The 19,056-nt window shown below is 73.5% G+C and carries 17 protein-coding genes; 8 read left to right on the top strand and 9 right to left on the bottom strand.

Going from position 1 to position 19,056, the window contains the following annotated elements; all coding sequences use genetic code 11:
- Window positions 1–4: 4 nt before the first annotated feature.
- The 4 genes from ACQPXD_RS18770 to ACQPXD_RS18755 all read right to left on the bottom strand — a co-directional run bounded on the left by ACQPXD_RS18770 (window position 5) and on the right by ACQPXD_RS18755 (window position 3,949).
- Entirely contained in the window at window positions 5–1,963 is a 1,959-nt protein-coding gene (locus tag ACQPXD_RS18770; protein ID WP_432840156.1) for a DUF4118 domain-containing protein, read from the bottom strand.
- Window positions 1,964–2,003: 40 nt separating this feature from the next.
- Window positions 2,004–2,381: a response regulator gene (locus ACQPXD_RS18765; protein WP_432840154.1), complete on the bottom strand. Its 378-nt coding sequence runs from the start codon at window positions 2,379–2,381 to the stop codon at window positions 2,004–2,006.
- Between the two features lie 168 nt (window positions 2,382–2,549).
- On the bottom strand, window positions 2,550–3,104 hold the full coding sequence (locus tag ACQPXD_RS18760; RefSeq protein WP_432840152.1) for a DUF488 domain-containing protein: 555 nt from the start codon (window positions 3,102–3,104) through the stop codon (window positions 2,550–2,552).
- Window positions 3,105–3,145: 41 nt separating this feature from the next.
- The gene (locus ACQPXD_RS18755; RefSeq protein ID WP_432840150.1) at window positions 3,146–3,949 is read right to left on the bottom strand and encodes an SDR family NAD(P)-dependent oxidoreductase; all 804 of its coding nucleotides are present in this window, start codon (window positions 3,947–3,949) and stop codon (window positions 3,146–3,148) included.
- A gap of 115 nt (window positions 3,950–4,064) precedes the next feature.
- On the opposite strand from ACQPXD_RS18755, the gene ACQPXD_RS18750 reads away from it, so the two are divergent.
- The 4 genes from ACQPXD_RS18750 to ACQPXD_RS18735 all read left to right on the top strand — a co-directional run bounded on the left by ACQPXD_RS18750 (window position 4,065) and on the right by ACQPXD_RS18735 (window position 7,693).
- Complete coding sequence (locus ACQPXD_RS18750) at window positions 4,065–4,781, top strand: septum formation family protein (protein ID WP_432840148.1); 717 nt, start codon at window positions 4,065–4,067, stop codon at window positions 4,779–4,781.
- A gap of 107 nt (window positions 4,782–4,888) precedes the next feature.
- Window positions 4,889–5,662 (top strand): polysaccharide deacetylase family protein, encoded by a 774-nt coding sequence (locus ACQPXD_RS18745; protein ID WP_432840146.1) that lies wholly within the window; start codon window positions 4,889–4,891, stop codon window positions 5,660–5,662.
- The gene (locus ACQPXD_RS18740; RefSeq protein WP_432840144.1) at window positions 5,659–6,801 is read left to right on the top strand and encodes an MGDG synthase family glycosyltransferase; all 1,143 of its coding nucleotides are present in this window, start codon (window positions 5,659–5,661) and stop codon (window positions 6,799–6,801) included. Before ACQPXD_RS18745 ends, ACQPXD_RS18740 begins: the two co-directional genes overlap by 4 nt.
- Window positions 6,802–6,826: 25 nt before the next feature.
- The gene (locus ACQPXD_RS18735; RefSeq protein ID WP_432840142.1) at window positions 6,827–7,693 is read left to right on the top strand and encodes a DMT family transporter; all 867 of its coding nucleotides are present in this window, start codon (window positions 6,827–6,829) and stop codon (window positions 7,691–7,693) included.
- Between the two features lie 15 nt (window positions 7,694–7,708).
- Here the strand turns inward: ACQPXD_RS18735 and ACQPXD_RS18730 are convergent, their stop codons facing one another.
- Window positions 7,709–9,034 carry a B12-binding domain-containing radical SAM protein gene (locus ACQPXD_RS18730; protein WP_432840140.1) on the bottom strand — a complete coding sequence of 442 codons (1,326 nt, stop codon included), beginning with the start codon at window positions 9,032–9,034 and terminating at the stop codon, window positions 7,709–7,711.
- 50 nt (window positions 9,035–9,084) lie between these two features.
- Here ACQPXD_RS18730 and ACQPXD_RS18725 point away from each other — a divergent pair, with 50 nt between their 5' ends.
- On the top strand, window positions 9,085–9,999 hold the full coding sequence (locus ACQPXD_RS18725; protein ID WP_432840138.1) for an RNA polymerase sigma factor: 915 nt from the start codon (window positions 9,085–9,087) through the stop codon (window positions 9,997–9,999).
- A gap of 100 nt (window positions 10,000–10,099) precedes the next feature.
- Window positions 10,100–10,912: an SDR family NAD(P)-dependent oxidoreductase gene (locus ACQPXD_RS18720; RefSeq protein ID WP_432840136.1), complete on the top strand. Its 813-nt coding sequence runs from the start codon at window positions 10,100–10,102 to the stop codon at window positions 10,910–10,912.
- Between the two features lie 19 nt (window positions 10,913–10,931).
- Here ACQPXD_RS18720 and ACQPXD_RS18715 read toward each other — a convergent pair whose 3' ends face one another.
- A complete protein-coding gene (locus tag ACQPXD_RS18715; protein ID WP_432840134.1) occupies window positions 10,932–13,385 on the bottom strand; it encodes a hypothetical protein in 2,454 nt (817 codons plus the stop codon).
- Window positions 13,386–13,789: 404 nt separating this feature from the next.
- Between ACQPXD_RS18715 and ACQPXD_RS18710 the strand changes: the two genes are divergently transcribed.
- Window positions 13,790–14,401 (top strand): TetR/AcrR family transcriptional regulator, encoded by a 612-nt coding sequence (locus ACQPXD_RS18710; RefSeq protein WP_432840132.1) that lies wholly within the window; start codon window positions 13,790–13,792, stop codon window positions 14,399–14,401.
- Between the two features lie 56 nt (window positions 14,402–14,457).
- Window positions 14,458–15,405 (top strand): DnaJ C-terminal domain-containing protein, encoded by a 948-nt coding sequence (locus tag ACQPXD_RS18705; protein ID WP_432840130.1) that lies wholly within the window; start codon window positions 14,458–14,460, stop codon window positions 15,403–15,405.
- Between the two features lie 159 nt (window positions 15,406–15,564).
- Here ACQPXD_RS18705 and yjfF read toward each other — a convergent pair whose 3' ends face one another.
- Genes yjfF through ACQPXD_RS18690 form a run of 3 tightly spaced genes read right to left on the bottom strand, consistent with a single transcriptional unit; the run spans window position 15,565 to window position 19,048 of the window.
- Window positions 15,565–16,524: a galactofuranose ABC transporter, permease protein YjfF gene (gene yjfF / locus ACQPXD_RS18700; protein WP_432840128.1), complete on the bottom strand. Its 960-nt coding sequence runs from the start codon at window positions 16,522–16,524 to the stop codon at window positions 15,565–15,567.
- Window positions 16,521–17,546 (bottom strand): ABC transporter permease, encoded by a 1,026-nt coding sequence (locus ACQPXD_RS18695; RefSeq protein ID WP_432840127.1) that lies wholly within the window; start codon window positions 17,544–17,546, stop codon window positions 16,521–16,523. Before ACQPXD_RS18695 ends, yjfF begins: the two co-directional genes overlap by 4 nt.
- The gene (locus ACQPXD_RS18690; RefSeq protein WP_432840125.1) at window positions 17,543–19,048 is read right to left on the bottom strand and encodes a sugar ABC transporter ATP-binding protein; all 1,506 of its coding nucleotides are present in this window, start codon (window positions 19,046–19,048) and stop codon (window positions 17,543–17,545) included. Before ACQPXD_RS18690 ends, ACQPXD_RS18695 begins: the two co-directional genes overlap by 4 nt.
- Window positions 19,049–19,056 lie beyond the last annotated feature (8 nt).

Below are 19,056 nucleotides of genomic sequence, written 5' to 3'. Positions count from 1 at the left end.
CGGCTCAGCGCTGGGCCGGCACGCGCGGCAGGTAGGCCGGTGGCGGACCGGATCCGTCCGGGATGGTGGCGACCAGCGAGGTACCGCCGCCGGGATCGCTCATCAGGGTCAGGTTGCCGCCGAGGGTCTCGACGCGGTCCCGCAGGCCGGTCAGCCCGGATCCGCGGGCCGGGTCGGCGCCGCCGATGCCGTCGTCGGTGATGGTGATCTGCAGCATACCGGCGTGGGTGGTCGCTTCGACCCGCACCGCCGACGCGCGCGCGTGCTTGGCGGTGTTGGTCAGGGACTCCGAAACCACGTAGTAGGCCGCGATCTCCACCGGCTTGGGCGGGCGGCGGTCGATGTCGACGTGGAGATCGACCGGTACGGCGGATCGGCGGGCGAGCGCCTTGAGCGCGGGCGCGAGGCCACCGGTACCCAGGACGGCCGGATGAATGCCGCGGGCCAGCTCCCGCAGGTCGGTCGTGACCTCGGTGAGGCTCGTCGCGGCGCGCGCCATGTAGGCCCGCAGCTGCTCGGGCGGCAGGTCGGCCTCCTCCGCCGTGCGCAGCTCGAGGCCGATCGCGATGAGGTGCTGCTGGGCGCCGTCGTGCAGGTCGCGCTCGATGCGCTGGCGCGTCTCGTCGGCCGCGGTCGCGATCCGGGCGCGGGAGGCCATGAGCTGGGCGCGGTTGTCGGCGTTGGCGACGGCCGTGCCGGCGAGATCGGTGAAGTCGCTGATCCGCGCCTCCGCGTCCAGGGGCAGGGACTCGGGCCGGGTCGAGGTGACGGCGATGGTGCCCCACAGCCGGTTCTCGATGACGATCGGCACCGCGACCGCCGCGTGGATGCCCAGGCTGCGCCGGAAGTCGTCGCCGGGGTCGGCGCTGTCGGCGCAGTTGTCGTTGCGGGCCGGGCGGCCGGTGCGCCGCACCAGCTCGGTGACGTTGCGGGTCTCGCGGCTGCCGCTCTCGCCGGCCGTCCCGATCGGCCACCGGCGGCCGGCCAGGGTCACCAGGTTGGGCTGGTTGGTGGACACGACCGTGACGGTGTCGTCGGGCTCGTAGTGCAGCAGCGTCGTGTGGTGGTTGTCCAGCAGCTGGCTCACCTCGGTGGTGACGGCGTGGAAGACCTCGTCCGGGCTGACCGCGCGGGCGACGAGGGTCGCCACCCGGCGTAACGCCGCCTGCTGGGCGGCTCGCCGCTGCAGTTCCTCGCCCTTGTCCCACAGGGCGTTGACCATCGACTCGCGCTCGCAGGCCGCGTGCAGCAGGGACGCCAGCGGCGGGACGACCCGCTCGCGCAGGCGGTCCGCCTGCCGGTCCGACACGTCGCCGGGCACGCGCAGCGTCCCGAGCAGGGTGCCGTCGTAGTACAGCGGGCACGCGACCGGCAGGGTCCCCGGGCGAGCCAGGTAGCTTGCGGCGGGCTCGCCGCCGCCCGTCCCGTCCGGCGGAGGGTGCCGGCCGCACACGACGGGTTCGGGCTCGATCGCGGCGGACCGCAGGTCCAGCGCGTGCGCGATCTGCCCGGCGACCGCGGGCAGCGCCGCGGTGACGTCGCGGGTGTCGAGCAGCAGCCGGGCCATGTCCGCGGTGAGGTCGGACTCCTGAGCCTGCGCGGCGCGCATCCGGGACTGGTCGGCCAGCGCGCTGACGACGAAGGCCACGCCGACGAAGACCACCAGCGGCGTCACGTCCTGCACGTCGGAGTCGGCGAGGTTGCCGATGGGGCTCACGTAGAAGTACACGAAGACGGCGACGCTGGCCAGCGCGGTGGCCATGCCCAGCCACAGCCCCCAGACGATCGAGACGACCACGACGCCGACGAGGTAGATGACACCCGGCGTCGTCTCCCGCGTGAAGGCGTGCAGCGGCGCGGTGAGCAGGGTCTCGACGATCAGCAGCAGAAGCGCCAGGAGGAGCCCCCGCCACCAGGACGGGGGCGTCGGTCGGACCAGTGCCGACAGCCGACTGCCGCGCATAGCGCCAGCGTAGCCCGGCTTTCGCGGCGCCGACGCGCCGCTACGCGCTGGTGTGCTCCAGGGCTCCGCGGATCGTCTGCGCGGAGAGTTCCGCCTTGTCGACGAACGCCACCGCGGGACTGTCTTGGAGCAACTCGGCCATCTCGTCCCGGGCGTGGCTGGAGATCAGGATGACGTGCACCGGCCGCCCGCCGGACCGGGCGGTCGCGGCGATCCGCTCGGCCAAGGCGAATCCGCTCTCCGCGCCCAGGTAGACGTCCACCAGGATGACATCGGGCCGGAGAGCGTCCATCTTGTCCATCGCCTGGGCGCTGTCGTGCGCCACGCCGACAACGCTGATCCCCTGACTGCTCAGGGCGAGCTCGGCGGCCGCGAGGAACGCGCTCGAGTCGTCGACGATGAGACACCGGATGCCCACTGGCAGCCTCCAAGCCCACCGGAAGGCTCGCCGCACCTGCTGGACGAGGCTCAAACCCAGCTTAACGCTTCATCGGAGCGGCCCTCGCGGACTCGCGGGGTGCTCCTGGCCGCGGCGCAGGTGAGCACCCGTGTTCACCCCGAGCACCACTCCGGGCCGGGCGGCCCGTCACAGGCCGGGGAGCACCGGCTGGGCGTCGTAGACCGGCCAGCCGTCCGGGCCGCGGCGGACCTCCGGGGTGAGCCGGTGCTGCTGGCGGGTGCCGGCGTCGAGGAGGTGCTCGACCTCCGCGCCCCGCATCACCAGCGCGTCGGCGACGAGCATGCGGTGGCAGTGCCACCACAGCGTCTCGGCGCACAGCACCGCCGGCAGTTCGGTGGCGGCCCGGGCGATCAGGTCGTCGACGGCGCCCCGGAACGCCGGGGTGTCCATGTGGTCGGCGTAGGCGGCGAAGGCGGGGTTGCGCAGCGCGGTGTGCCGGGAACCGGGCCGCCCGTGCCGGCGCCCGCCGAGCGTCTCGCCCTGCCAGGTGTACTCCAGCCCGGCCTCGCGCACGGCGGCGGCGAGCGCGTCCCGGCCGAACTGCGGATGCCGGCGGGATCCCGGGAACCGGCGCACGTCGACCAGGGTGTCGATGCCCGCCTCGGCCAGGATCTCCAGGAACGCCCCGATCGGCCGCGCCCCGTGCCCGACCGTGCGGATCCGCACCGCTGTGCTCCCCACCGCTGGCACGCTACCCCGCCCGGCGGCTCAGGACCGCTTGGCTACGGGCGTGCCCCGGTGAGCTGGGCGCGCAGGTTGGGGTCGAGGGGCGCCCGGTCGAGCAGCCGGCCCAGCCACTGTTCGAGGCCGGCGACGAGTCGCATCGAGCCCGGCACGCACACGAGGCGGCGCGGTCGTTGGAGGACCCGCCAGACCGCCTCGGCCACGCGCTCGGCCGGGATCTTTCGCGGCTCGCGCGGAATCCGGATGGAGCGCGCCGCCATGCTGTCGAAGAACTCGGTGCTGACGTCGCCGCAGCGCAGGAGGCTGACGTGGACGCCGGCGCGGCGCAGTTCGCGGTGGACCGCGGTGCTGTGGGCGGCGAGGAACGCTTTCGTGCCGGTGTACATCGCGAGCCCGGGGAAGTGCACGTGCGCGCCGCCCGAGCCGATGTTGACGATGTGACCGGCGCCGGCCGTGAGCATGTGGGGCAGGACGAGGCCGCTGAGGTGGACCGGGGCGGCGGCGTTGAGCTCGATCATGTTCTGGGCGGCCGGCCACGGCATGGCGGCGAACGCGCCGTAGTAGCCGTGGCCGGCGTTGTTGACCAGCACGCCGATCGGGCCCAGGTCGGCGGCGATCCGCGTGATGACCTGCTCCCGGGCGGCCGCCTCGGTCAGGTCGGCCGGGTACACCGCGGCCGTGCCGGCGCCGCCGGCGATCTGCGCGGCGACGTCGGCGAGGCGGTCGGCGCGGCGGGCGACCAGCGCCACGGTGAGTCCGCCGCGGGCCAGGCGCAGGGCGGTTGCCGCGCCGATTCCACTCGATGCGCCGGTGACGACTGCGACGCGGCTCGTACCGATCATGATTCCCCCACTCCGGACGGCGACTACCCCTAGAAACTGACATGTCGAAAACTACATGTCAAGATGCCAGCAGGCGTGCCCCCACCGATCCGGCCGCACGGTGTACTTTCCGCGGGTGAGCCTGAAGATCGCGATCGGTGTGGCCGTCGCACTGGTGGTGTCGTGTTGTGGTTTCGCGCTGTACCGGCACTTCGCCCCGAATCATCATGCCTACGGCGACAAGGGCTGTTACGCGAGCACGACCGATCCCGGCAAGCTCGCGCCCTCGAGTTGCGCCCGCTCGCACGAGGCCGAGATCATCGACTTCTTCTACCCCGACGGCGCCGAGGCCGGCTGCCACCGCTCGGCCGAGGCGTTCCTCGGCGGGCCGCTCGCGGACGCACGGGTCGAGCTGCGCCGGCTCAACTACGTGCGGGAGGACTTCACCTCGCTGGCGTGCGCGCTGGTCGTCGTCGGCGACTCCGACGGCACCGAAGCGCTGCGCACCGGCAGCCTGCAGGGCACGATGAGCGGCGACCGGCCGATGGCGATCACCTGCGGGAGCTTCACCGACGGCGTGCTGGTGTTCCTGACGTGCGCCGAGGCCCACTCGGCGGAGTACGTCGGGTCCATTGTGGACGGCGGCGACCACGACGCCAGCTGCCGGCAGGCGGCCGCGGCCTACCTCGGCCTGAGCGCCGACGAGCTAACCGCCCGGCACGACCTGCGGTCGCAATGGCTGGCTACCCCGCGTGACGGCGGCCGGACCGGCTGCGTGGTGGTGGAGGCGTCCGGCAAGGACGTCCTGACCGGCTCGGTCAAGGGCCTGCGCACCGGTCCGCTGCCGCGCTGAAGCCGCCCGGCCGGACGCCATGCGGCCGTCGCCCGGTCACCGCCGCCCGAGACGGCGCGGCGGTGACCGGGCGACATGAACCGGGCCGTGGCGGGTAGCGGGCCGGCATGCGAAGGGGATTGCTGGTTGCCGCGGGTGGCCTGGCCGCGGCCGGGATGGTGGTGCACGCCGGGCCGGCGGTGACGGCACTGGAGACGATACGGCGGCGGGCGCTGCCCGGGCTCAGCGGCCTCGGGCGGCCGGACACCGTCGCGCTGACCTTTGACGACGGCCCGGATCCCGCGTCCACGCCCGAGTTCCTGCGGGCGCTGGCCGACCTGCGGGTGCCCGCGACGTTCTTCGTGCTCGGCGCCGCGGCGCAGGGCGCGCCGGACCTGCTGCGCCGGATCCGCGACGACGGTCACGAGATCGGCGTGCACGGCTGGACGCACCGCAGTCACCTGCGGATGACCCCGTGGCGCGTCCACCACCAACTGGCCCGCACCGCCGAGCTCATTTCCGATGTCTGCGGTACCGCGCCCGAGTGGTTCCGCCCGCCGTACGGCATCCTGTCCGCCGGGAGCCTGCTCGCCGCGGCCCGGCTGGGGCTGCGCCCGGTGCTCTGGAGCGCCTGGGGCCGCGACTGGCGGGCCGCCGCCACGCCGGAGTCGGTCCTGGCCGACCTGCGCCGCGGCGGCATCCGCGGCGGCGCGACGCTGCTGCTGCACGACAGCGACCGGGCGGCGGCGCCCGGGTCGTGGCGCTCCGGGTTCGGCGCGCTCGCCGGGATCGCGGACGACTGCGCGCGGCAGGGGCTGCGGCTCACCCGGCTCAGCGATCATCTGACCGGAGCGCGCGAGGGCCGTTACGCGGAGGCGATCGCGGGTACCGCGCGGCCATGACAGCGCTGCCCGCCCGGCGGGCGCCCGAGGAGCCCGACCATCGGCCCCGCATCGTGGTGATCTCGGCCAGCGTCGGTGGCGGACACGACGGCACGACCCGCGAGCTGGCGGTCCGGCTGGGCGAGCGGGGCTTCCGGGTCGACACCGTCGACGTCACCGACGTCTTCCCGTGGCGGCTCGGCCGGCTGCTGCGCGGCACGTACCACGGGATGCTGCTGCGGCTGCCGTGGGTCTACGACGGGCTGTTCGCGATCAGCCGCCGGTTCCGCTGGGCCGGCCCGATCACCCGCGCGCTGCTGCGCCCGGTGCGCCCGGCGATGCTGCGGGCGCTGCCGGACGACGCCCGGGCGGTCGTGTCGACGTACCCCATCGCCAGCCAGCTGCTCGGCCCGCTGCGGCGCGACGGGCGCCTCCCCGCGCCGGTCGTCACCTACCTGACCGACTTCGGGGTGCACCCGACCTGGGTCTCCCCCGGCGTCGACGTGCACCTTGCCGCCCACGACGTCAGCCGCGACCAGGCCGTGGCCTGCGGCGCGAGCGACGTGCGGGTGGCCGGCCGGGTGGTGTCGGACCGGTGCCACCCGGCGTCGCCGGACGAGCGGGCGCAGGCCCGGGAGGCGTTCGGCCTGTCGCGGCACGAGCGGCTCGCGCTGCTCGTCGCCGGGGCGTGGGGCGTCGGCGAATTGCGGGCGGCGGCGGCCGACATCGCCGCCACGGGCGTCGCGGTGCCGGTGACGGTCACGGGGCGCAATCTCACGGTGTACCGCCAAATGCACGGCAGCGGCGTCGGACACGTCCTCGGCTGGGTGGACGACATGCCGCGGCTGCTGCGGGCGGCCGACCTCCTGGTCGAGAACAACGGCGGGCTGACCGCGCTGGAGGCCATGGCCAGCGGGCTGCCGGTGCTGACGTACCGGCCGATCCCCGGCCACGGCCGGGCCAGCGCCGTCACCATGGCCGAGGCCGGCGTGACCACCCTGGTCCGCCGCCGCGCGGAGCTCGGGCCGGCGCTCGGGGCGCTGCTCGACGGCGAACGCGGCCGGCGGCAGCGCGAGGCCGGCCTGGCGCTCTTCGCCGCCGACCCGGCGGCCGACATCGCCGGCGTCGCCGCCCCGGTCCGCACGCCCGCCGGTCGCTGACCCGCCGCCGCGACGGGACCGCCTCGTGACCATCGCAGCCGTGCTCGCGGCGCTCGGCTCGGCCGCCGCGTTCGCCGTCGCCTCCGTGTTCGAGCAGCGCGCGGCCAAGCGGGAGCGCACCGCGCGGCCGCTCGACCCGCGGCTGGTGCTGCGCCTGATGCATCAGCCGATCTGGCTGCTGGCCTGGATCCCGGAGGCGGCCGGCACCGCCCTGCAGGGAGTGGCGCTGCACTTCGGGCCGCTCGTCCTGGTCGAACCGCTGCTGGTCAGCAACCTGTTCCTGGCCATACCCCTGGCCGCCGCGCTGGACCGCCGGCGCGTCGACCGCTCCGACTTCGCGGTGGTCACCCTCGGCGGGGCCGGCCTGGCCGCGTTCCTCATCGCCGCCGACCCCCGCACCGGCCTGTCCGAGCCGTCGGTGACGGGCTGGCTCGGCGTCGGGCTGTGGGCCGGGCCGATCCTCGCCGCCTGCCTCGTCGGCGGATGGTGCGCCCGGGACGCCCCGCGCGGCGCCCTGCTGGGCATCGCCACCGGCCTGCTCTACGGCACCGGCGCGTCGCTGCTCAAGGCGCTGACCGCGCAGCTGTCCACCGACCCGCTCGGCGTGCTCTCCCGCGGGGAGGTGTACGCGCTGGTCATCGTCGGCGTCGGCGCGGTCACCCTCAACCAGAACGCGTTCCAGAGCGGCCGGATCGCCGTGCCGCTCACCGCCATCACCATCGTCGACCCGGCCGCCAGCGTGGCGATCGGCGTGACCGCGTTCCACGAGCGGCTCTCCACCGACGGGGTGCGGCTCGCGGTCCAGGCGGCCGCGGTCCTGGCCATGGCCGGCGCGATCGCGTTCGCCAGCGCCTCCCACCCGCACGTGCACCGCGACCCGGCCCAGCGCTGACCGGCGGTGCCCGCCTCAGGACCGATCGGCGGCATGCAGCCGGGCGGTGCCGTCGAGCCGGGCGGCACCGTGCTTGCGCCAGGCGTAGAGGTACCGCAGGTTGAGCGGCAGCGTCCAGTACAGGCCGGTGGGTGACTTCGACAGCCGCCGGGCGATGCTGCGCGGCGAGTAGAACCGGTCGTTGATCCAGGTGAAGCCGTCGAGGAGCTCCTGGGCGGTCATCCGCCTGGGGACGAAGACGACGTCGGCCCGGGCGTTGTACCGGCTCCAGTCGTACGTCGTGATCCGGCCCTCGGCGTCCAGCCGCCGGAAGAGGGGCGTCCCCGGATACGGCGTGAGGATGTTGAACGTCGCATTCTGCACAGCGGCGTCCTCGAGGAACTCCAGGGTGTCGGCGAACACGTCGGTCTGGTCCTCGTCGAACCCGAACACCACCCCGACCTGCACGGCGATGCCGTGGGACTGGATGTTCCGCACGATGTCCCGGTAGTCCTTCACCCGGTTGAACGACTTGTGCGCCAGGTTGAGGCTGCGCTGCGACACCGACTCGAGCCCCAGGAACAGCTGCTTGCATCCGCTGCGAGCGGCCAGGGCGAGGAACTCGTCGTCGCGGCCGGCGTGGATGCTCGCCTGGCTGCTCCACCACTTGCGGTGCGGGGTGATGGCGCGGAAGAGCTCCTTGCTGTATTCGATGTCGGCGGCGATGTTGTCGTCCCAGAAGATGATCACTTTGCCGGAGAACGAGCCGTACTCCGCGGCCACCTCCTCTACCGGCCGCCGCCGCAGGCCGCCCCGGTACATCTCGATGATCGAGCAGAACTCACACTTGCTCGGGCAGCCCCGGGTCGCGAACATGATGCCGCCGGAGTGGTCCTTGCGATGGAACAGGTCTTTGCGCGACTGGGGAACGCCCACCAGCGACGGTGGCGTGCCGCACGCATACCGCTTGGCGTGCCGGCCCTCCTCGAACTCGCGCAGGAACCGCGGCCAGGTGTCCTCCACCTCGCCGGTGAAGATCGCGTCGGCGTGCCGCTCGGCCTCGTCGGGCAGCAGCGTCACGTGCGGTCCGCCGAGCACCACCGGCGTTCCCCGGTCGCGGAGCCGGTCGGCCAGCGCGTAGGCGTGCGGCGCGCTCGGCGTGTGGAACGTGATCCCCACCAGGTCGTAGTGCCGGGTGAAGTCGACCTCCTCGACCTCCTCGTCCACGTGTTCGATGTCCCAGCCCGGCGGCGTGAGCGCCGCCAGATAGGGCATGGTGCATTGCTGGAAGTGAATGACTCGTGACCGCCGGATGGCCTGCATGCGGCCCGAGGACGCGGTGACCAGGAGGAGACGACGCACCCATCGATCATGCCGCACGCCGGCAAGTCATGCTCATATATGTTTCCGTTGTGGATGCCGAACTGGCCCGTGCCGCGCGAAGCGGCGACGACGGCGCGTTCGCGGTGCTGATCCAGCAGCACCTGGCCGGCATGCGGGCGGTCGCGATCGCCCTGCTGGGCTACGTGGACGAGGCAGAGGACGTCGTGCAGGACGCGGTGCTCGTCGCACTGCGCAGCCTGCCGCAGTTACGTGATCCGGAGGCGGCCGGGGCGTGGTTGCGGTCCATCGTGCGCAACAACTGCCGGATGCTGCTGCGCTCGCGCCGGGCCGTGCCGGTCGCCGAGCCCGCGCTGCTGATGCCGGCCGCCGATGGGCTCGACCCGGCCGCGGTGCTCGATCGGGCGGCGACCCGCGACTGGGTGCACCATGCGGTGGCCGCGCTGCCCGAGCCGGTGCGTGATGTTGCGGTACTGCGCTATTTCTCCGATTACTCCTCATATCGGCAGATCGCCGAGTTGTGCGCGGTGCCTGAACACACGGTCCGCAGCCGCCTGCGCGACGGGCGGCGTGCCCTGGGCCGCGTGCTGCGGGATACCGCGGCGGTGGCGCACGCGGACTCCGGCGCCATGGCCACGGCGACCCGCCACGAAGCGGAGGCGGCGATCCAGGCCGGTCTGCACGGCGACCTCCGCCGGGTGATCGGCGACCGGTTCCACCCGGACGCCCGCGTGACGATGGCCGGCTTGTCGACCGGCGGGATGTCGGTGCTGGTGCCGATGATGGACGACACGCTCGGTGCCGGGGTGAGCCTGCGACTGGTGCACGCGGCGGCCAGCGGCGGGGTCGTGCTGTGGGAGATCGAGTTCCTCAACCCGGCCCATGATCCGCAGCACTGCCCGCCGGCGATGGCCTGGCTGCACACGCTGCGGCAGGGACGCACCGAGCGGCTCCGCGTCGCCTACCGGCCGGCGCCGCTGGACTGAGACGACGGTCACAGCGACGGTGACGCACGTCCGGCAACGCTCGCGCATCCCGTCCCGAGCCCGGGATTCGCCGGGCCTTCGGGAAACGGAGCACCTCGCCATGCACCTCGCCGATCAGACCGCCCTCATCACCGGAGCCAGCAGCGGCCTCGGTGCCGCCTTCGCCCGGGAACTCGCCGCCCGCGGCGCCCACCTCATCCTGGTCGCCCGCAGCCGGGACAAGCTGGAGGCGCTCGCCGCCCGGCTGCGCGCCGCGGACCGGGTGCGCGTCGACGTGCTCCCGGCCGACCTCACCCGGCCGGACGCGGTCACCCGGCTCGGCGCGCAGGTCGACGCGCTCGGCCGCGGTGTGGACATTCTGATCAACGACGCGGGCTTCGGCACCTACGGTGACGTCATCGCCGCCGACCCCGTCCGCCTGCACGACCAGGTCCAGCTCAACGTCGCCGCGCTGCTCGACCTGACCCGCACCTACCTGCCCGGCATGACCGCCCGTGGCCGGGGCGTGATCATCAACGTCGCCAGCCTCTCGGCGTTTCAGCCCATGCCGCACATGGCCGTCTATGCCGCCACCAAGGCGTTCGTCCTGTCGTTCACCGAGGCCCTGTGGACGGAGACCCGGCCCAGCGGCGTCCGCGTCCTGGCCCTGTGCCCGGGCCCGACGGCCACCCCGTTCCACGCGGCCACCGGCTCCGAGGACGGCAGCTTCGGCAAGCACCGCACCCCCGAGCAGGTCGTCGCCACCGCCCTGCGCGCCCTCGATCGCGATGTTCCCAGCGTCGTCGACGGCCGCTTCAACGCCTTCAACAGCCGCCTGTCCGGACTGCTGCCGCGCCGCCTCACCCTCGCCATCGTCGAGCGCGCCATGCGCCCCTCCCACCCGCACGTGCGGCGCGACCCGGCCCAGCACTGACCGGCCGCCTGCCGCGCCGTCACCGGCCGGCGGCGCAGTCGTCGGGGCCGGTGGTGTATCCGTTCTGGTTATGGCGCCGCCACGCGACCGGCGCCGGGACCGGAGCGGTGCCGGCGAACGGGGTCCGCAGCTCCGGGATGCACAGCAGCGACAGGCTGCGGTGGGCCGCGCCGCCGGCGTCCCAGCGCAGCGGTTCGACCGAGCCGGGGTACGTGTGGCCCGCCGCCGGGTCCTGGCGCAGCAGCAGGCCGGCGAGCGCCGCGCGGGGCGCCGCGCCGGTGCGCTTGAGCAGTCCCGGCGTGGCCAGGGTCACCCGGCGGGTGGCGTCGTAGAGCATGCGCACGATGTCGTACACCGTGACCGCCCAGCCGCCCGCGAGATCCGTCAGGCGGTCCTGCGTGTCCCGGCAGCGGCCGAGGTACTCCCGGAAGTCGTCGAGCAGGTCGGCCCGGCGTGCGGCGACGCCCTCGGCCCGTTCGGCGGCGGTCGCCGGTGCGGCGAGCCCGCGGCAGGACAGCAGGTCGCCGCGGACGGTGACGACCACGTCGGTGCCGTGGGGCAGGTGGCTGGTGAGGGAGTCGTCGGCGAGGAACCGGGAGACGGAGTCGTCGGCGACGAGGAGCGGATGCCGGCCGCCGCACGCCAGGCGCAGGTTGTCGACGAAGTCGGGGAACCGGTCGTACCGCGCGGCGTAGTAGACGACCGGCGCCGGTGTGCCGCCGCAGCTGCCGGTGAGGTCGGTGCCCGCCTCGCCCGGGCTCCACGGCACGAGCCGCATGCCCGAGCGCTGGGCGGCGCCGGCGAGGGTCGCCACGTACCGGTCGCCGGGCGCGCTGGCCATGGTCACCACGTCGATCGGCGCTCCGGGCGCCGCGTGCGCGGCGTAGCCGGCCACCAGCTCCACCTGCTCGCTGTTCGACGAGGTGATCTGGAGAAAGTTCGGCACCTTCGCGGGCAGGTCGTCGGCGGTCATGGTCGGGCTGGCCAGCACCAGGGACTGGTCCGCCAGGCGCTGCAGCGCCTGCTGGACCGGTTCGGTGCTGTCGACCGTCGCCACCGCGGCCAGCATCCGCGGGTCGCCCCGCAGCTTCGCGTGCAGCCGGTCGGTGACCTCGCCGATGTGCTGGGCGTGGTAGCCGGCGTTGGCGATCGCGAGCTGCACCAGCGGATGCACGCCGGGCGCGCTGTTGATGCTCATCTGGGCGGCGTACGCGCCGGCCAGCCCTTCGCGTTCGGCCAGCACGGACCGCTCGGGACCGGCCTGCGGATCCTGGGTCAGCGAGGTGAGCAGGACGATCGTGACGGCCCGGTCGGGGTGCCGCCGGCGCACCTCGCGGTTCTGCCGGTAGATCTGCTGCTCCTCGGTGTCCGACGCGGCCGCGAACGAGTCCCCGCAGTACTGCACCCCGACCCGCTCGCCTCGATCGGTCACGACGACGTCCGGCTCGAACGGGCCGGAGCAGGTCGACGGCGGCCGGGCGGCGACCACGCCGAGGACGGCGGCGAGCGCCGGCACCAGGACGAACGCGCTCAGCCGGGTGCCGGCCGGCGCGATCCCCCGGCGGTACACCGCACGCAGCCGTCCCGAGCCGGGGCCGGGCGGCGGCACCAGGACCGGCCCGGCCCGCCAAGGCCCGTCCGGCCGCCGGGCGAGCCCGTCGACGTCGATCGGCGTGCCGCCGGGCCGGTCGGTGACGAGGAGGACGGGCGGCGCCGCCAGCCGTGCGTACTCCTCGAGGAAGACGCCCGCCAGGTCCGTGCCGTCGCCCGGCAGCAGCAGTACCGGATGATCGACGCGCATCCGCCGCCACGACAGCAGCGTCCCCCACCCCCATTCGGCGCGCAGGTCGAGCAGGAACGCCCTGGCGAGCAGCCGGTTCACGTCCGGATCCGCGCCCCGGCCCTGCCGCTGCCGTTCGAACCAGTCCGCGGCGTCCGGGCCGAGCAGCCGGCGCATCCACCGCCGGTTCAGCAGCGGCCGCGCCACCCCGTGCAGCGAACCGACCGCGATCGCCGCGACGAACATGGCGAGGCCCAGCCACCACAACGGCTGGTGCTCGGCCCCCGCGCCCTGCATCACGGCCGTGGCGACCCCCGCGACCGTCAGAAACGGCGGCACGGCGCGCTCCCACCACGTCCGCGGCGGCGGCAGCACGTCATTGACGCCGAGTTCACCGCCGAGCATCCGCACGATGATTCGGTACCGGGCAAGCTTCGGCGGCCGATCGTCCCGCCCGCGCGTCACGCAGTCATCGACCGCGGCGTCGAGCATGTCCCGCATCGAGCCGCGCCCGGCCGGGTCGAGCAGCAGCACCGGCGCCGTGCTCAGCCCGGCCCGCAGTTCGCCCGCGGCCGCCGCGTCCAGCGCGCCCCACCCGACGACGTGCAGCTGCGGCCGCCGCAGCCGGCGGAGCCGGCGCGCGGCCAGCGCCCGCACCAGTACCAGCGCATGCGCCGCCGTGTGCTCCGGCACCGGCGCGCGCCCGTACACCGCTCCGGCGGCCGCCGGTTTCGTATGCGCGGCAAGCAATCGGCCCTCCCCGTCTCCACGCGGCCAACGCCCGCCCGGGGACAGCGGTGACGCCGCAGACCGTTTGCCGACGAACGCTTGACATCCTCAGCCGGCGCCCCCGCGACGTTGCGGCCTTGTCGTCCTCCCACCCGCCGGACGCCGCACGGCGCGGCGACCGGAAGTCTCCGTGATCACGCGCAACTGGCACCGACACCAACGGTTTTTCATGATCGCGGAGTGGCGATGTACCCCCGTGTACCGAAAGTCTCCGGGATCATGGCAAACCCGGTGTGCGGCCACCGCGGACATCATGATCACGAAAGCAGTTCGAGACCGTCCGGTACAGAAGGGGTACCCTCGGTACCGTGGAAACCACCGGGAAGGCGCCGATCGGCCGGCCGCGCGGCTTCGACGCCGACGAGGCGCTCGAGCGCGCCGTGCTGGTCTTCTGGGCGCAGGGCTACGAGGGTGCCAGCCTCACCGACCTGACCAGCGCCATGGGCATCACCCGCACCAGCATGTACGCCGCCTTCGGCAACAAGGAGGAGCTGTTCCGCAAGGCGCTGGAGCGCTACACCGAGGGCCCGGCCGCCTACGCCGCCCGGGCGCTGGCCGAGCCGACCGCCCGGGAGGTGGCCACGGCGTTCCTCACCGGCGCGGTCCGGGCCTCCACCCGCCCCGGCGACCCCGCCGGGTGCCTGGGCGTCCAGGGCTGCCTGGCCGCCGGCGACCCCGGGCGGGCCGCCCGCGACGCCCTGGTCGACTGGCGCAACGAGGGCCAGTCCCGCCTGCGCGACCGGTTCCGGCGGGCCCTCGACGAGGGGGACCTGCCCCCGGGCAGCGATCCGGAGACGCTCGCCCGCTACATCATGGCCCTGGCCAACGGCATCGCCGTGCAGGCGGCCGGGGGCACCGGCCGCGACGAACTGCAGCAGGTCGCCGACCTGGCCCTGCGAAACTGGCCGCCCGGGAATTGATACGAGGGGACTCAAGTTTTACCCGGTGGACGAGCCGGTCACGAGAGGAGCACAGGGTGGCGACGACGGCGGACTACTACCAGCGGCTGGAAGTGGATCGGTCGGCGGGCCAGCAGGACATTCAGCGCGCGTACCGCAAGCTGGCGCGCCGCTTCCACCCCGACGTCAACGACGACCCGGGGGCGGAGGAGCGTTTCAAGGAGATCAACGAGGCCTACGAGGTCCTCTCCGACCCCAAGAAGCGGGTCCGCTACGACAAGTACGGCCAGCAGTGGCGGCACATCCCCGAGGACTACGACGGCCCCGCACCGGGCGCCGAGCCGTTCGACCGTGACGAACGCCGCGCCTACGCCAACATGGGCACCGCGGGCGCGCAGTCCTTCGCCGGGATCGACTTCGAGGATCTGCTGGGTGGTTTGTTCGGCGGTACGGCCGGGTTCGCTCCGGGCGCGGGCGCGTCGATGCCGGGCGCCGACATCGAGGCGGAGATCGAGCTGACCGTCGAGGACGCCTATGCCGGTGGCCGGCGGCGGCTCACGCTGCAGACCCCGTCGGGCCCGCGCAACTACGAGGTGTCCGTCCCCGCCGGCGTGACCGCCGGGCAGCGCATCCGGCTGGCCGGGCAGGGTGTGGCCGGGATCGGCGACGGACCGCGGGGCGACCTGTACCTCCTGGTGCGCCTGGCCCCGCACCCGCACTACCGGGTCGACGGCCGCGACATCACCGTCGAGCTGCCGGTCGCGGCGTGGGAGGCCGCCCTCGGCGCCCGCGTGCCGGTCCAGACGCCGGCCGGTCCGGTGCGGGTCCAGGTGCCCGCCGGCTCGCCGTCCGGGCGGCGGCTGCGGCTGCGCGGCCGGGGCCTGCCCAACCCGAAGGGCGCACCCGGCGACCTGTACGCCGAGGTCAGGATCACCGTCCCGGCCCAGCCGAGCGCCGCCGAGCGCGAGCTGTGGCAGCGCCTGGCCCAGGAGTCGGCGTTCGACCCGCGCAGCGCCCGGAACTGACCGGGCACCGGCTGCTCCGCGGTTGTTGTTCCGGTTCGGTGATGCTGGCGAGCATGTCCGGGAGTCGCACGCCGGTGCCGCGGGCCGGCATCCGGGCCATCGACGACGACGCCGACACTCTCGATCAACCGCCGGGCGAACCGGCGGTCCCGCTCCGCACTACCGGGTCTGCCGCCGGGTGACCGCGCGCTGCAGCACGATGAAAGCGAACAGCAGCGCGCCGATGACGATCCGGGTCCACCACGAGCTCAGGGTGCCCTGGAAGGTGATGATGGTCTGGATCAGGCCCAGCACGCCGACGCCCAGCACGGTGCCGAGCACGAAGCCGGAGCCGCCGGTGAGGACGGTACCGCCGATGACGACGGCGGCGATCGCGTCGAGCTCCATGCCCAGGGCGTTCAGCCCGTAGCCCGAGGGCGTGTAGAAGGTCAGCAGCACGCCGCCGAGGGCCGAGCACAGGCCGCTGATGGTGTAGACGGCGATCCGGGTGCGCCCCACCGGCAGGCCCATGAGCAGCGCCGACTGCCGGTTGCCGCCGAGCGCGTAGACGTTGCGGCCGAGGCGGGTGTACGCCAGGACGTAGGCCGCGGCGACGACCACCACGGCGGCGACGACCACGCTGTAGGAGATGTGGAACCCGCCGAAGCGCACCTTGTCGCGGGCCATGTGCGTCCAGAAGCCGTCGGTGATCGGGATCGAGTCGGTGCTGATGACGTAGCAGGTGCCGCGCGCCAGGAACATGCCGGCGAGCGTGGCGATGAAGGGCTGGATGTCGAAGAAATGAATGACGCAGCCCATGCCGAGCCCGATCGCGGCGCCGGTGGCGAGCACCACCAGGAGTACCACCGCCGGATGAACATGCCGCTGGAGCAGCTCCGCGGCGATCATCGTGGACAGCGCGACGACCGCGCCGACCGAGAGGTCGATGCCGCCGGTGAGGATCACGAACGTCATGCCGACCGCGACCACCAGCAAAAATGCGTTGTCGATGAAGATGTTCAGCACGACCTGCGTGTCGTCGAACCCGTCGTAGCGCAGCACGCCCGCGAGGTACATCAGGCACAACAGGACGGCGGTCGCCATGGCCGGCTTGCGCAGCAGGTTGAGGGTGAGGGTCATGCGCGCACCCGCTCCTGCTCGTTGGCGGGCGCGGCGAGCGGGGCCGGGCGGCGGCGCCGGAGCGCGGCGCGGAACTTCGCCGACTGCGCCAGGCACAGCACGATCACGACGATCGCCTTGAACAGCAGGGTGACCTCCGGGGGGACGCCGACGGTGTAGATGGTGATGTCGAGGGTCTTGATGATGACCGCCCCCAGCACGGTGCCGGCGATCGAGAACCGGCCGCCGGACAGCGACGTACCGCCGATGACGACGGCGAGGATCGCGTCGAGCTCGATGAGCAGGCCCGCGTTGTTGCCGTCGGCGCTGGACACGTTCGAGCTGATCATCAGCCCGGCGATGCCGGCGCACACGGCGGCGAAGACGTAGACGCCGAGGATCAGCCGGCGGGACCGGATGCCGGTCAGCCTGGATGCCTCGGCGTTGCCGCCGACCGCCTCCAGCAGCATGCCCAGCGCCGAGCGGCGCACCAGCACCGCCGACAGGGCGATGACGGCGGCCGCGATGAGCACGCACAGCGGCAGGCCCAGCCAATATCCGGCGCCGATCATCTTGTACGGCCCGCTGTTGACGGTGATGATCTGTCCGTCGGTGATGAGCTGGGCGAGCCCGCGTCCGGCGACCATGAGGATCAGGGTGGCGATGATCGGCTGGATGCCGACGACGGCCACCAGGAAGCCGTTCCACGCGCCGAGGACCAGCGACAGCGCCAGCGCGAGGCCGGCCGCGAGCAGCACCCCGGCGACGCTGCCCTGGTCGGCCAGGCCGCTGATGCGCAGGCAGGCCAGGGCGCCGGCGATCGCGACGACGGCGCCGACGGACAGGTCGATGCCGCCGGTGGCGATGACGAGCGTCATGCCCAGCGCGACCAGCGCGAGCGGGGCCGCGGCCCGCAGGATGTCCACAGTGGAGCCGTAGAGGTGCCCGCCGCGCAGTTCGATGCCGAAGAACCCGGGCGAGAAGAACACGTTCGTGACGAGCAGCACGATCAGCACGGCGGCCGGCCAGGCGAAGCGCTTCACGGGGTACCACCTCCTCCTTCGGCGATGGCGGCCATGAGCCGGTCGGTGTCGACGTCGGCGGTGTTGGGCAGCTGCGTGACCAGGCGGCGGTCGCGCAGCACGGCGATGCGATGGCTGAGGCGCAGCACCTCCTCCACCTCCGCGGAGATGAACAGCACCGCCATGCCGCCGTCGGACAGCTCGGTGACCAGGCGCTGGATCTCGGTCTTGGCGCCGACATCGATGCCGCGGGTCGGCTCGTCGAGGATGAGCAGCCGCGGCTCGGTGATGAGCCAGCGGGCGAGGAGCACCTTCTGCTGGTTGCCGCCGCTGAGGTGGCGCACCGGCGCCTCGGGGTCGGCCGGGCGGATGTCCAGCGCGGTGATGTACCGCTCGACCAGCTCGTCCTGGCGGCGCCGGGACAGCGGCCGGGACCAGCCGCGCGCGGCCTGCAGGGCGAGCACGATGTTCTCCCGCACCGACAGGTCCTCCACGAGCCCGTCGGCCCGGCGGTTCTCCGGGCAGAAGGCGAGGTCATGCTCGATCGCGGTGCGCGGGCCGTGCATGGCGACCGGCCGGCCGGCGACGCTGATCCGGCCGCTGTCGGCCTTGTCCGCGCCGAAGAAGAGCCTTGCCGCTTCGGTACGGCCGGAGCCGAGCAGTCCGGCCAGGCCCACGACCTCGCCGCGGTGGATGGTCAGGCTGAACGGGGCGATCGCCCCCGTGCGCCCCAGGTCCTCGGCCGCGACCACCGGCTCGGCCCGCTCCAGGGTGCGCCTGGGCTGGTCCTCCAGCCGCTCCAGCGCGGCCAGCTCCTTGCCGATCATCAGGCTGACCAGCTCGAGCTGCGGCAGTTCGGCGACGCGGTACTCGCCGACCAGGCGGCCGTTGCGCAGGATCGTCATGCGGTCGCAGATCTCGTACACCTGGTCCAGGAAGTGCGAGACGAACAGGATCGCGATGCCCTGCTCCTTGAGCCGGCGCATGACCCGGAACAGCTGGGCCACCTCGCCGGCGTCCAGGCTGGACGTGGGCTCGTCCAGCACGAGGACCTTCGCCTCGACGTCGATGGCCCGCGCGATGGCCACCATCTGCTGGATCGCGAGCGAATACGTGGACAGCGGCGCCGAGACGTCGACGTCGAGCTCGAGCCGCCGCAGCAGGTCCGCGGCCCGCCGGCGCATGGCGCGCCAGCGGATGTGGCCGAGCGTGCGCGGCTCCCGGCCGATGCACACGTTCTCCGCGACGGAGAGGTTGGGGCAGAGGTTGACTTCCTGGTACACCGTGCTGATGCCGGCCTGGGTGGCCTGCAGCGGCCCGGAGAACCGCACCGGGGTGCCGTCGAGGACGATCTCGCCCGCGTCGTTGCCGTACACCCCGGTAAGCACCTTGATCAGGGTCGACTTCCCGGCGCCGTTCTCGCCCATGAGGGCGTGGACCTCGCCTGGCAACAGGCGGAAGTCCACGTCCCGCAGGGCCATGACACCCGGGAACTGCTTGGTGATGCCGGTCATGGTCAGCATGGTTGGGT

This window comes from Dactylosporangium sp. CA-092794 (assembly GCF_050948465.1).
GTDB lineage: Bacteria > Actinomycetota > Actinomycetes > Mycobacteriales > Micromonosporaceae > Dactylosporangium.
Note: the sequence above shows the minus strand (reverse complement) of the source record. Positions and strands in the feature narration are given on the sequence as shown.

Coding starts and splice junctions, on each gene's coding strand:
- ACQPXD_RS18755 (WP_432840150.1), bottom strand. CDS start 3,949: ATGATCGGTACGAGCCGCGTCGCAGTCGTCACCGGCGCATCGAGTGGA.
- ACQPXD_RS18690 (WP_432840125.1), bottom strand. CDS start 19,048: ATGCTGACCATGACCGGCATCACCAAGCAGTTCCCGGGTGTCATGGCC.
- ACQPXD_RS18770 (WP_432840156.1), bottom strand. CDS start 1,963: ATGCGCGGCAGTCGGCTGTCGGCACTGGTCCGACCGACGCCCCCGTCC.
- ACQPXD_RS18740 (WP_432840144.1), top strand. CDS start 5,659: ATGACAGCGCTGCCCGCCCGGCGGGCGCCCGAGGAGCCCGACCATCGG.
- yjfF (WP_432840128.1), bottom strand. CDS start 16,524: ATGACCCTCACCCTCAACCTGCTGCGCAAGCCGGCCATGGCGACCGCC.
- ACQPXD_RS18745 (WP_432840146.1), top strand. CDS start 4,889: ATGCGAAGGGGATTGCTGGTTGCCGCGGGTGGCCTGGCCGCGGCCGGG.
- ACQPXD_RS18720 (WP_432840136.1), top strand. CDS start 10,100: ATGCACCTCGCCGATCAGACCGCCCTCATCACCGGAGCCAGCAGCGGC.